The organism is Variovorax sp. OK212 (genome assembly GCF_900112425.1).
GTDB lineage: Bacteria > Pseudomonadota > Gammaproteobacteria > Burkholderiales > Burkholderiaceae_C > Variovorax.
Window position 1 is genome coordinate 62,112 of the sequence record NZ_FOLP01000030.1, and the last position, 12,511, is coordinate 74,622.

Annotated in this window: 12 protein-coding genes and 1 pseudogene; 9 read left to right on the forward strand and 4 right to left on the reverse strand. The window is 60.6% G+C overall.

Annotated features, from left to right (window positions below; genetic code table 11):
- Positions 1-496: 496 nt before the first annotated feature.
- Positions 497-1,675 carry an AAA family ATPase gene (locus tag BM004_RS37690; RefSeq protein WP_093221627.1) on the reverse strand — a complete coding sequence of 393 codons (1,179 nt, stop codon included), beginning with the start codon at positions 1,673-1,675 and terminating at the stop codon, positions 497-499.
- Positions 1,676-2,281: 606 nt separating this feature from the next.
- Between BM004_RS37690 and BM004_RS37695 the strand changes: the two genes are divergently transcribed.
- Both BM004_RS37695 and BM004_RS37700 read left to right on the forward strand, forming a co-directional pair.
- Positions 2,282-3,598 carry a replication initiation protein gene (locus tag BM004_RS37695; protein ID WP_177206758.1) on the forward strand — a complete coding sequence of 439 codons (1,317 nt, stop codon included), beginning with the start codon at positions 2,282-2,284 and terminating at the stop codon, positions 3,596-3,598.
- A 230-nt stretch (positions 3,599-3,828) separates the two neighbouring features.
- Positions 3,829-4,659 (forward strand): annotated as a pseudogene (locus BM004_RS37700) (DDE-type integrase/transposase/recombinase); the annotation flags it as partial.
- A gap of 635 nt (positions 4,660-5,294) precedes the next feature.
- On the opposite strand, the gene BM004_RS37705 reads toward BM004_RS37700, so the two are convergent.
- A complete protein-coding gene (locus BM004_RS37705; protein ID WP_093221632.1) occupies positions 5,295-5,585 on the reverse strand; it encodes a hypothetical protein in 291 nt (96 codons plus the stop codon).
- A 164-nt stretch (positions 5,586-5,749) separates the two neighbouring features.
- Between BM004_RS37705 and BM004_RS37710 the strand changes: the two genes are divergently transcribed.
- From BM004_RS37710 to BM004_RS41715, 5 genes are all read left to right on the forward strand, one after another.
- Complete coding sequence (locus tag BM004_RS37710; protein ID WP_093221635.1) at positions 5,750-6,121, forward strand: response regulator; 372 nt, start codon at positions 5,750-5,752, stop codon at positions 6,119-6,121.
- Between the two features lie 505 nt (positions 6,122-6,626).
- Entirely contained in the window at positions 6,627-6,836 is a 210-nt protein-coding gene (locus BM004_RS42570; protein WP_093221637.1) for a hypothetical protein, read from the forward strand.
- Between the two features lie 115 nt (positions 6,837-6,951).
- Complete coding sequence (locus BM004_RS37720) at positions 6,952-7,302, forward strand: RNA recognition motif domain-containing protein (RefSeq protein WP_093221640.1); 351 nt, start codon at positions 6,952-6,954, stop codon at positions 7,300-7,302.
- A 509-nt stretch (positions 7,303-7,811) separates the two neighbouring features.
- A complete protein-coding gene (locus BM004_RS37725) occupies positions 7,812-8,039 on the forward strand; it encodes a hypothetical protein (protein WP_093221642.1) in 228 nt (75 codons plus the stop codon).
- Between the two features lie 338 nt (positions 8,040-8,377).
- Complete coding sequence (locus tag BM004_RS41715) at positions 8,378-8,539, forward strand: hypothetical protein (protein ID WP_177206759.1); 162 nt, start codon at positions 8,378-8,380, stop codon at positions 8,537-8,539.
- Positions 8,540-8,776: 237 nt separating this feature from the next.
- Here the strand turns inward: BM004_RS41715 and BM004_RS41095 are convergent, their stop codons facing one another.
- Positions 8,777-8,965, reverse strand: coding sequence for a hypothetical protein (locus tag BM004_RS41095; protein WP_143072647.1), 189 nt, complete (start codon positions 8,963-8,965; stop codon positions 8,777-8,779).
- Between the two features lie 606 nt (positions 8,966-9,571).
- Here BM004_RS41095 and BM004_RS37730 point away from each other — a divergent pair.
- A complete protein-coding gene (locus tag BM004_RS37730; RefSeq protein WP_143072648.1) occupies positions 9,572-10,411 on the forward strand; it encodes a hypothetical protein in 840 nt (279 codons plus the stop codon).
- Between the two features lie 664 nt (positions 10,412-11,075).
- Here the strand turns inward: BM004_RS37730 and BM004_RS41100 are convergent.
- Positions 11,076-11,309 (reverse strand): hypothetical protein, encoded by a 234-nt coding sequence (locus BM004_RS41100; protein ID WP_143072649.1) that lies wholly within the window; start codon positions 11,307-11,309, stop codon positions 11,076-11,078.
- Positions 11,310-11,494: 185 nt separating this feature from the next.
- Between BM004_RS41100 and BM004_RS37735 the strand changes: the two genes are divergently transcribed.
- Positions 11,495-12,421, forward strand: coding sequence for an AraC family transcriptional regulator (locus tag BM004_RS37735; RefSeq protein ID WP_093221647.1), 927 nt, complete (start codon positions 11,495-11,497; stop codon positions 12,419-12,421).
- Positions 12,422-12,511: the final 90 nt, after the last annotated feature.

Here is a 12,511-nt window from a genome sequence, read left to right on the forward strand (position 1 = left end):
GTAGGTTTGAACGGTTCAAACCCCGGCGTGATGCGGGAACAAAGAATTGGAGCGCAAGTCATCCGCGCGTTTCGAGGCTGGTGGAACGGCTCGCTCGTGCAATCCTCTTGTACCCAGGGACAACCGATGCTGGCCCCAGAGGTAAATACTCCGCGCTGCCCTTTGAACGGTTCAATCCCCTCTGCCCTTCCGCCGATAACTGCGCGCACCTTGGCGAACCCCGTTGACAGGTCCTTGCTAGAGAATCCGTTTCGCTTCTCATGTCGTCGCGCATTCGCGACATGTAGATCTCCCGGTCGCAAAAATGGCCGGGGAGGTTCATGCATCGCCGAGGCTTTGAACCGTTCAAACCCCCTCCCCGCCACAGGCAGGGGTCGTGCTCCACCACAGAGGGGCTTGCAAGCGCCCGTTCCGAACGCCGCACGCCGAGCCCCTTGGCTCGTCCGATGCCGCCACTCGCGGCCTCCACTCCGTTGCACAGGCGCAAAGGCCACGCTCATGCCACCACCTCCTTGGGGTTTGAACGGTTCAAACCTCCCTCGCTGGACTGCAGCTGACGCGCCCACGCGTTGCGGATGGAAACCTCTACGTGCTGAACGAACAGGTCGTATGCGTCCCGCGCACGCTTGTACGTCTTGTCCTTTGCATCGCTCGCCTCGCTGTCGTACACAGTCCCGAAGCCCGAAGACTTCTGCGACGCGATCGAGGTTCTCGGAATTTCCAGCGGGAGCACCTTCTCCTTGTAAGTTGCCGAAATCCATTCCCGCACGGCATCAGCAGTGGTCGATGCGCCTCGGCCCGCCTTCGGCGGCACGCGCGACAGCAGCACATTGATGAAGTCGAAACTCTTGGTCTGCCCGCGCGACTCCAACATGCTCTCGGTGAGATCTGAGAACAGCGACCAGAATTGGGTCGACGAGGCGAAATCCAGAGTCTCCGGCGGCAACGGCATGATGATGCCATTGGCGGCCATCAATGCATTGATCGTGAGGTAGGACAGGGCAGGGGGGCTGTCGATGATGATCACGTCATAGTCGGCTCGCACGTCATCGATCCCGAGATCCAGAACCTTGTAGAACTCGAAGCCCGACAGGCCCTCTTTGCCTTGCCGCGAGGGCAGCATGAACTCCGCATCAAAAAGAGAGGAAGCGGCAGGAACAAGGTCCAGCCCATCCCAGTAGGTGCTGCGGATCAGCGGACGCACGCTCGTCAGCGTGCCATCCGCGAGCGACATGATCGTGTCACCTGCACCGATCTCTACATCCGGCAAGATGCCAAAGAGGGTGGTCAACGACGCTTGCGGATCCGTGTCGATCACCAACACCTTGTGACCCATGAGCGAAAGCCCCTGTGCCAAGGTCATCGCCGTGGTCGTCTTGGTCGTGCCTCCCTTGAAATTCGCGATCGAGATTGTGACGGCCTCTGCACCAGCCGGACGCAGCATTGCCTTGCGGTAGTCACGAACCCACTGGCGGGCCTCGGCGAGTTCAAATACCCGCTTGCGCCCGTTGGACACCAGGGTCCCTGCGGGCATATCCTTGCGGCTGCCAATCTTGTGCGCGAACGATCCACGGGAAGAAGCCTCGCACATCGTTGCCACCTGGTCGGCGCTGAATGTCGGTGACGCCTTGCGCACCATCGGCGCCAGCATGGCCGAGCGGATGCTGGCGAGCATGGCGGCGGCTTCCTCAGCTTGCTGGTGAACACCTGCCAGGGTGATTTGCGGTCGTATTTCCATTGTTAAGCCGTTTAATGTTTGATGGCGAGATTGTGATGGTTGGACGAGTTTTGCGCAAACGCTCATGATCTCGTCCAGCTTTTGTGCTTTGGAAACTGAAAAAGCTCCAGACTCCTCCTGGCGGGTATTTCTAAAGTCAAATACCTTAAATCCCTATAACTCTTTAAGCCGAAAAACGCCTTTTAAATCAACAACTTAGGCTGCTTATTGGAGTCTTTACAGTCGCAAGTGGAGCCTTTACAGGCCGCTGTGGAGTGGACTCGGGTCGCTATGGAGCCATGGCAGGTCGATGCGGCGGTGGATACAGTGACCGGAAGAATCAAGAGCCTGAGCGGCCTTTGCAGCGAAATGCCGACCGAAAGAGCGCCGCCGCGGAGCTTTTACAGTAACGGATCCCCCCTCCGCGCTGCGGGACAGGCTTCAGATGTGGAGCTTTTCCAGTGACTCTGCCCTGCCGCAGCGCCAATCGCCACAGGTGAATCGACGATTCACATCAAGCAGACGGTACGCTACAGTTCAGGGATGAATGCAGGAGCCAGAGAATTGACGTTGCCGCGCCCCCCCGGCGCGCTGCGCAAACCCGTGTTCTCGCTCGCGCTCGTGCCGCAGAACAGCAAGATCACGGCACTGGGGCGCAGGACCTGGAACGTGTTGCTTCATATCGCGCAGAACCAGGGCCTCGAACAGGAAACCTTCCGCGCCGCGCTGACAGACATCGTCAAGGGGCTGGACTACAACTCCGGCGATATGAAGATCATCAAGACGCATTTGCGATCGATGGTCTCCACGCTGGTGGAGTGGCAGTCGCCGACCAGTGGCGAATGGCAGACCTGGGACGTTTGCGGCATGCTGTCGCATGCGCGGCTGAGCAAGGAACGTGGCCAGGTCTTCGTGGAGTGGTCGTACGCGGTCAACATGCGCCATGAGCTGTTGGACCCGGAGATCTTCACGAGACTTTCGCTGGACGTGATCTCGCAACTCGGCTCGCACCCGGCCGTGGCGCTGTATGAAATCTGCTCGCGCTACATTGGTGTCGGTCAGACAGCGCGCAAAGCCTGGAGCTGGTGGCGTCCTGTGTTGCTGGGACGTCCCGACGACGAGCGGCTGCAAAAGCTTGAATACCGCATCTTCAAACGCGACACCTTGCGCCCGGCGGTCGCGGAGATCAACGCCGTGGCGGACATCGAGATCGAGATGCTGGAGTTCAAGTCGGGTCGATTCGTGTCCGACCTGCAGTTCGTCGTTCGCAAGAAGCCACAGAAGGCCTTGGCGCTGCAGCAGCGCAGCGCCGCCGAGCCCGTCGACGTGGCCGTCTTGGCAAGTGCCGAGCGTCTTGGCATCGAACCCGCACGGGTGGAGCGTCTCATCGACGAATTCGGCGAGGCCGTGGTGACGACCGGCCTGGAGGCGGTGGAGCGGCGTGCGGCCAGCGCTTTCCCGGAACCGCTGCGCGATCCGCTGCGCTATCTCAAGAGCGTGTTGCCCGGCCACGCGGCCGAGCACCAGCAGGATGCCGAGCTCAAGGTCCAGGACTCAGCGCAAGCGCAGGCGGGTACGACGCTGGCGCCCAGCGAGAAACTTGCGAACTGGGAAAAGAAATGGCTCGTGGGCCGGATCGAGCACATCATCAATGAAATCGGTTCGCTGTCTCAGGAACGCCAGTCCGAACTCGTCGAGGGCCTGCGCGAGAGCTTGGTGCGGCGAAATGCCCACCCGGCTGTGATCCAAAGACTTGCGGCGAAGGGCTGGACACACGCGATGGTGCGTCACGAGATGGTCAGCTTCTACGCCACCGCGGCCTACGGTGCGGATTGGGACAAGCCGACGGACCGTGATTTGCTGGTGATCGCGACCGAGTAGGGCAGGGCGCTGACGGCCCGTGCGATCGCCGCCCGATGTGCCACGCGGCTGACTCGTTGCACACGCGGAAGCGCCGACACCGCGGCGACGCGATGTAGAAGCCGTCGACCAGGCCACCTGCCGCGATGGGCACCTGACCGCTGCGCGCATATGGCTCCCGTCTGCTGATTTTTTTGGCGTCTTGACCGGTGGGGATGCGGACGAAAACTCGGACTACCAGGAGGTAGTTCATGTATTCCTACGAAGATCGGATTCGAGCCCGTTGAGCTTTACCTCAAGCTTGGCAAGCGTCAGACCCACCATCCGTCAGCTGGGCCTTCCAACAAAGAATTCTCTGAAGGGCTGGTGCAACGAATACCCGCAGAAGCTCGACTTGCCAGCGGGCTATGCGACCGGAGACACAAGTGCTCGCAGGAACAAAAAGCGGCAGCTATCGAGCGCCACCTCACTCATGACCGCTGCATCCCTGCCACCATGAGGGCATCGGATCATCCCGGCAGAGGCACACTGACCGCGTGGGTTCGCGAGGCCGTTGCTGAGGCCAGAAGGGCTGTCGTTGGCAGTGTGGGGCGACGAAGGTATTCCGGGACGCTGATGCAAGCGGGAGTCATGGAGCCTTGCACGCGTGAGGAAAGTGCGCAGCGCTGTAGCCGACAAGTTCGGCGTGTGCCGGCCAACGCTGTACAGCTGGAAGAACCAGCTCTGGGACGTAAGGCACCCGCATCCATGAAAAGCACCAATCAATCTCCGCCGTCGCAAGAGCGCGACGCCAGGTTGAGTCGCTGCGCCGCGGCGAAATCAATCCAGCGCCTGACAATCTCATCAACCGCGACTTCCAAGCCGCGGTCCCCAACGAGGAATGGCTCACGGACATCACGGAGTTCCAGATCCCGGCTGGCAAGCTGTACCTCTCGCTCATCATCGACTGCGTCGATGGAATGGTCGTCAGTTGGACCATCGGGACCCGTCCGGACTCTGAGCTGGTCAACACGATGCTGGATGCAGCCATCGAGACAGTGGCCGAAATTACTGGCCGGCCTGGGGCTCACGCCGGTCGGGGCGTCCGCTGAGCCTTGGACTTGCGGCATGAAACCATCCAAGTTTTTGTCCGCACCCCCACCGAGAAGGCCCCTGTGTCTTGAACTGGCTGAAGCGAGGCGTGTCGTTTTGTGGCGCTCCGATAGGCTCGGGCGATCGACATCGGTTGATGCTGGGCCAGTGTGCATTGGGAGGCAGCACAGGGTCGGTCCGGGTGCGGCCGTGACAAGGGCCCGGCCTCACCCCGCGCCAAACGCCATCTTGTCTTCGTCAGCGACTTATGAATGCAAGGCAACACGTTTGTCGCTGCGACCCACGGCAATGCGCAGGAGGACAACACTTTTCAAACCGCGTGGATCAGCTTTGCGCCCTCACGCGGCGGGAGGGCACTGTAGTTCCAAACCCAAGGTCAGGCGACGGCCGTCGCGAGGTGCGGCCTATCCGGAGAAAACCAGAGCATCGTTGCCTTTCGCACGGGCGCGACATCGATTTTTTTTGGCAAGTGGACGTCCGGCGCATCGTTCGTTGACCCAGCGCGGCATCAGGTTGCAGTTTCAGACCCTGTCCGAAAGTCGGGGAATTTCAAATCGCGTGCTCCTTTGATAAGGCCCACGTTTTCGATGATCAGCGTTTAAGCGTCGCGCTGAAGCGAGTCAGGTCAGCCGTCTTTGCCGCGGTCGTCCAAGTCGCTTTCCAATGTGCGGTTGACCTCCTCAAGGCGTTTGGCTGAATCGCTCAAGGCTTTCTCCAGTTCGCCGGCTCGTTCGATTGCTCTGTCCACGTCTTCGGGAAGCGTTTCCTTAGGTACTTCGCTGTCAAGCACGGCGTGAACGACGGCAAGGTCGTCCGCGGCGTCCTGCACTTCCTTCGTAGCCTGCTTGTTTTTGCGCAACGCCTTTTCCAGCGTTTCTGTGCTGGGCGTCTTGTGCGGCGTGGCTCGCTGGTTCATGGACGGCTTTTCCAAACTTCGGCTCAGCCAGCATGCTAGTCAGAACTCTGCGATAGCGAAAGCTGGCGCATGGAAAACAAGCTTTAGACCTACACAGGTCGGAAAACGATTCGGTACAAATGCAGTTGCTCATTTCTAGGTAACGCCACCACAGAGGTCACGCAATGCCGCTGGCAACTGTGCTTATTGAAGACAGCCCGACGATCCGAAGCAATCTCATCCCGGCGTTGCAAGATCTGGCCGGGGCCGAAATCGTTGGCGTCGCCGAGACCGCGAGCGAGGCGGTGGCCGTTTTAGAGGCACTGGGCGACGGGTGGCAGCTTGCCGTCGTTGATCTATTTCTCCGTGAGGGGTCCGGAGTGACGGTACTGCGGGCGTTCCAGGGGCGCTTGCCGCGACAGCGAATGGTGGTTCTTACGAACTATCCCACGACAGAGATTCGCCGTCGCTGCTTGGACGTGGGAGCCGATGCCGTCTTCGACAAATCGACGGAGCTTGAGTCGTTCTTCGAATGGTGTCTGCAAGATGAGTCCTGAATAAGAGCTGCGTTCGACTGCGCGTAACGTGTCAAAAGCGGCGCGAGCTGTGAATCGAGCCTGTGACGGGCATCTGGCTGATGCCGTATGCAGCGACAGCGCAGCTCATGCGCGAAGCGACCGCTTCTAGGACCGGTGCAGGAACAGCTATTGCTCCAAGAAAGTCGAGCGAAGCAATATCTGAGAGGTCTCCGCGTTCCGCCGCCACGACCCGCGCACGACGCGGGGGCGCGACGGCAGCGCCCGGCTAGACAAAATCCGAATAATAACGAGTTCTTAAATGTGGATTGGTGTATAATAGAGCTTATTGCAGTCTGGGCGATACTTCACCAGCCAATTACCGCAATGCCTGCCTAGAGATGAAATTCTCATGCAGGCCGCCGTTTGCGACCTTTGTCGCCCAGTTGGTCTGAAGAGCTGCAGCCAATCGAGTTCCAGATGCTCAGCGCAGGTTGACACAATCCTGCGGTCCTGAATGAATTAGATTCTTAACATCGCCATTCCCATGGGCAAATACGTCGTTTTGCCCGCGACGCACCAAACCGACTGCTGCCGTTTTCGCGCCTCTTTCTCGGTCCATCGTTCTCGGGATAACAGCAGCCACTGCCGCGTATTCCATTTCGATAAGGCCTTTGCCTCGCGCGAAGCCGCACGACTTTTCGCAGTCACCCAAGGCTGGCTGCAAACGAGCATGCCTCCCCTCCCTGCGTGCTGATGATCCGCTGCAGCAGATCCGGTTCAGCTTCGCCAGTCGGTGCGGATTCCCAAACCGCTATCCCCTTTCCAACCGCACAGCATTCGTTGCGACTTCATTCAGAAAGGCTCTTTCGATGAGCAAAAAGATCTATGTGGGCAACCTGCCCTATTCCGTGACCGATTCCAGCTTGGAAAGCAACTTTGCCGAGTTCGGCAGCGTCTCTTCGGCCAAGGTGATGATGGACCGTGAGACCGGCCGCTCCAAGGGCTTTGGCTTCGTGGAAATGGCTTCTGCCGAAGTCGCCCAGGCCGCCATCACCGGCCTGAACGGGATGTCTGTTGATGGACGCTCGATAGTGGTGAACCTGGCCCGCCCGCGCGAGGAGGGCAGCGGCTTGGGTGGTTACAGCGCGGCTGGCTACTCCACAGGCAAACGCTCGGACATTGGCTATGGCACTGGTGGCTACGGCCGTGGGCGGTACTGACCCCAGTACTTCCTCTGAAAAACCGGCTCTTCTGAGCCGGTTTTTTTTGTACCGTTTGCGGCGGCACTCGTTAGCTCTTGGATCGACCCTTCGATCTTGTCCGGGTGGGCAGCCGACGACGCGGCACGCAACGGACGCGTCGCAACGCCTATTTGCCACTACTTGGAAAGCTGCAGATCGAGCGTGATCTTTTTTGACGCGTTCGCCGACCTGGAGATTCTTGCGCACTGACAGCGCGCTGAATACGTTGCCGGTCTGCGGGACGAAGCCCACGCTGCGGCTGCAGTCGGACCGACGGGAGCCCAGCCACGTTTGACTTCACAGAAGACCGTTCGAGCGTCAACGTGCGGTGCCGGAGTTCCTGATGCCTCGTAGCTCCAGGCCACTGCGCGGCGTGAATACCCGGCGCCTGCTTGCTCGGTGTCGCGGTGAGCTGGAGCTCGCCGCGACACCGCGTCGGGGCCGCGCCTGAATCCTCCTATCATTTCGCCAACGATGAAAGGACTGAGATGGTGCCCCAGACGGCGGGAGAAGAGATTTCGGTGGTGTACGACGGTGTGACCTACACCGCCTCGTGCCGCGCGGCCGACGGCATGGTCACGGTGAATTCGACGGCCTTCGGCTCCGGGACCGCGAATGCCGGCTGGGCGCCCCGCGTCATCGGCCGCCTGATGCTCAGGCAAATGCTCGACCGGGCAAAGCACAGTGGCGTGCTCGCACAGCGCCACGTCTCCTGACGCTCCGCGGCGGTGCGGTCGCCCGACGAAGCGTCGGGCGCCGAGGCGTGATGAGTCACAGCTGATACGTCCGAGCTCCCCGGGCACCCCCGGCGCAGGGAGGCGGGGCGCGCCACGTCCAAGTGCTTGCCGGACCTGGACTTGGCGCCTGCCGCCGGGCGCCACCCCAAACTCGCGCGACCGATGCTTGGCCCCCGTCGGCCAACAGGCTCGGTCCAGCGAAGCTCAAGGCAAACGAGATCCGGTGCGAGGACGCCAAGCGGGTGAAAGTGATGTTCGCGCTTGCACGGCTGAAGGCGTGCACGTTCGGGGCCAACTGAGGCCACGAACGCCGAGGCATGTCGCCGATCCGGGTCTCGAACGTGCTGGCCAGCTCACGGATGCGCTCGATGCTGCTTGCAGCGTCGCAGGCTGAAAGCTTTGCTTCTCGTCCGTGCGAGAAGGAGCAGTTTTTTCCGAGCAATTTCAACGCCTCGCCCGTCACATCCATCTGGTGGTAGCCCCGGGTCCGTAAATCGTACGTCGTTGGAGCACACCAGCGTCACACCCAAGAGGCTGCAAAAGTTCGGGTGCCCGGCGTCGAGGGGTCTGCGCCAGCGAAGCCCGCGACGCTTCGAATCGTCACTGGCACAAGCCCCATCAGCGTCTCTGACTTCGATCTGGCCACGCGCACGCCCAGCAACTGATCGGTCCGATTTCCTCTCGTGAAGAAGCCCGCGGCTACCGGCCAAGCGGTTTCATCGACCCTGCCCACAACCGGATTCGGCGCTACCCTGTCGCTTGAACGCCAATCCTTGAAGAGCCTCCTTGCCGACGGCATGCAGGCTCTTGGTTGAGCGTCCGTCGCGGGCGATCTGATCGACGTCCGTCGGTAGGCGTTCGTGCAGTTGGCGCGAATAGGGCAGGCCGTCGTCGCTCAAGGCCATTTGAATGAGTTCATCAGGCTGCTCTTTTCCCCGCCGAGTAAAACTGCGGTGCCGCAGCCGACGCCCATCGCTTCCAAGGCTGTGCCCAAGCGGATCCAGCGATCGATTTGCTTACGACAGGCCGACCCGCCACGGCACCCGTGGATTGCGCCAAGCTGTAAAGGTCATCGGAGATTGGGACCGACCGTGCCATGCCGCTGTTTTAAGCGCTGCTCGCCAATACATCAAGTGCAACAACTCGAGCGCATCTGAAGTGAGTGGTCTGCCGTGCCCCAACACCTCTTCGACGCTCTGCACGCGCTCCTGATCGGCAGCTGCACAAAGATGATGCTGGAAGTGCGCCTGCCAGACCGCTCGTCCCGATTGGGTGGGCGATTGTGCGAAGTGACTCAAGATTCTGCGGAGAGTGCCGATAAGCAGTCGAGAGCAATTTGCGTTGCGGCCCGGCTTTTTCGAGCGCGCCGGCCTTGCAACGCTATCGTTTGGGAGGGAAGCGGCTTGTCAGTTTTGATGCGAGATTACGTGGGGCCCAACGGCAATGCTGGATGGACCTGTCAGGTGACCGGCAGGGTCTTTCATGCGGATCGTGCTTTGGAGACACCGCTGATGCAGACAGGCCGCGGCGACGCCGTGGGAGCGCGCAGCGGCAGCATTGCAGCGCCGAGAATGACGTCGAGTGCCGCAACACATCAGCGATTTTTCTTGCGCGATGCGGCGGGTAAGGAGCACTTCGTTGATTGGTGCGGGCCATCCTTGCCAGCACGACCAGGCAATCGGATTTCGATCATGTGGGGGGGTGGGAAGAGCAACAGCGACACGAGCGAATTTCTGATTGCAGCGAATCTTGATACAGGGGACATCCAACCGAACGCGGACGGTCTCACCGCGTTTGCTGTTGATAGCAAGTTGCTTCGTCGCAAGCATCGGGTCTGGTTCGTCGCAATGCTGGCGCTCGCGGCATCGTTGCTGATCTGGTCGAGTCTGCTTGGCGACGCGGTGAGAAGCCGGGCGCACGAAGTCCAGGCGCAGCGTGTGCAGCGCATGGCCTACCCCGTGCCAGAGGTCGACCAGGTTGCACTTGCGCGCGCTGAGCGAAGAGTGGACGCGGCCAGGGTGTCCGGCACGAGCCAAAAGCAGTTCGCGCACCTGTTGGCCGAAATGACGGATGCACGGTCCAAGATTGCCGATGACCGGGAGCGCTTCCACAGGGCACGAGAGAAAGAAATCCCGCTGGAGTTGGACGTCTTGAGTTTTTTTCTGACCTCCGCCGGGCTCACCTACGCTGCCTACCTCGGCGGAATCTGGCTTCTTGCGTGCATCCCGGCCGTACTCGTTGAAAGAGCGCTGTTCCATCAAAGGCGCGCTGCCGAATTCAGTAAAGGACGAGAAACGATCCAAGCGGGCTTGTCCAAGCTTTTCAGGGACGGATATTCGCTGCGGCTCTGAACGGGGCGTCACAGCCCTGAGGCTTGCATTCATGACGCCCGCGGCACTGTGAGTTGTTACCGAGAGCCGGCCCGGGACGTCTCGATCGCAAATCCAGCCTCGGTCTGCGCGACAGGGACGCGTGTTCAGCCGAGCGGGCCGCGCTGGTGGTCCGTTGTCAGGATGCTCCTTTGGGTGGCTTACCTGGAAGATGGCCTGCGGCGCGACGACGAGTTCGTTTGCGGCGGCCTCGTCGGTCAGCGCGGGAAGCTGCTTCGCCAACCTGTTCGAAACCTTGTTACCGTTGTCGCGCGCGGAGAACTCGCAGCGGGTTGTGCACCCGCCAAGGCGGTGCACAAAGGTTTAGGCCCAGGCACTCGGTGGTGCAGGCCCACGGAGAAGAATCGGCTCCTCGGCCATCGTCGCTGTTCGATGGCCCGATCAGGAAAGCTCAGGCAATGCGCGAAGCGCGCCAGAGAAATCTTTAGAAGCGCCTGCCTTACTTCCTGGCCGGTGCGCCGATGAAAGAAATCGCACTTTCTGATACTTGATACGCTCTCGTCCTCAGCTCAAGGACAATTCTTTCCTCCTCTGCCCTTGAGTGACTGCTCTTGCACGCTGATGGGAGGCGGTGGGGGAGGGGAGGGCGCGGCAGCAGCTTGGTGCCGAGCGAGAAAAAGACCACTTAGACGCACACGGTGGCAACGTCGCTGACCCTTCCCGCGACCTGCGTGCAGTCGGGACAGTTTTTCGACGCGCCCGGCGCCGAACGCCCCAACTCGCTGACCATGCCGTCCGGCAGTCCGACGCCACGGGGCGCATCGAAGTGTGGCGCCTCGGCATGGACAGCGTCGGCATGCAGACCCAGCGGATCCGACACCTGCAGCGGACCCTGGCGTGCATGGGCGAACCCGTTCAAGCCGCCCCTCAGTCCGATATAGAGTCACGCGATGGCGTCAAGCTCCGATCTCGTCACGCCGATGCTGACTGAGACCGACGAGCAATAGTCGCTTGCCTGGCAAGCGTGCTCCCAGGCGCATCAAGACGCTGCCACAGATAATGTGACGTGTTAGGCAAGACAGTGGGTTTGACAGCAGGAGCGAGATGAGGCAGAGCGTGGTTCAGGAGCGGGGTGGATGGGACTTTGCGGCGCATATGGGTATCGGGGACGCCGCGCCGACGGCGAGTGCCGTTCTCGAGCGAAATGGTCTAGGCCTTTCGCGTATTCGCGGCGATCGCGACAAGGCGGGCGTGCACACCGCCCCCTACGAACCTCATGAAGCCTACCTTGTAGTTTTGCGGCTGACGTCTTTTCGCGTGCATGATTTGTGGGTCGACGGAAAACGTGTCAGTCACGACGGTCACGCCGCTGGAACGTTGTCGATCTACGACCTCGACAGGCGTTGGCAGGCGCAAATGCAGGAATCTTTCGACTGCCTTCAGTTTCACGTCAATCAGCGTGCGCTCGACGAGATTGCTGATCAATCTGGTGTGAGGGGGCGGCTCCGACTGAATTGCGCACCTTCTAGCAGCAGGATCGACGAGACGGCTCAGCATCTCGCGAGCGTCCTTCTCCCAGCTGTTGCCGGTTTTGACACGGTGTCGCCGTTGTTCCTCGAACACCTGAACCTTGCCTTTCATGCCCACCTGCTTGCAGGCTACGGAAATTGTGCGGGCCATCAGATGGGGGTGCCTTCCGCAGGTGGGCTTGCGCCGTGGCAACTGCGGCGCGCGATAGATTTCCTTACAGGAAACCTTGCTGAGATTGTGTCGATCGAAGCGGTGGCAGACGAATGCGGACTGTCGCGAAGCCACTTCGGGAAAGCCTTCAAGCAAAGTGTTGGTCTGACCCCCTACCAGTGGGTCTTGGAACAACGGTTGGACATGGCCAAGCGCCTGATACGCCAGAGTTCGATGGAGTTGTCAGAGGTCGCCGCGGCCTGTGGCTTCAGCGATCAGAGTCACCTGACGCGAATGTTCAGTCGACGAGAAGGGACCTCGCCTGGCGCGTGGCGCCGCAATTGCACCTAGTCTTACTGTGTCACAAATGACATAATTCGATCTTCCGGACTTCGAGCTGGAGGATTGATGAATGCAGCCGAGCGATTCGATAGCTACCTG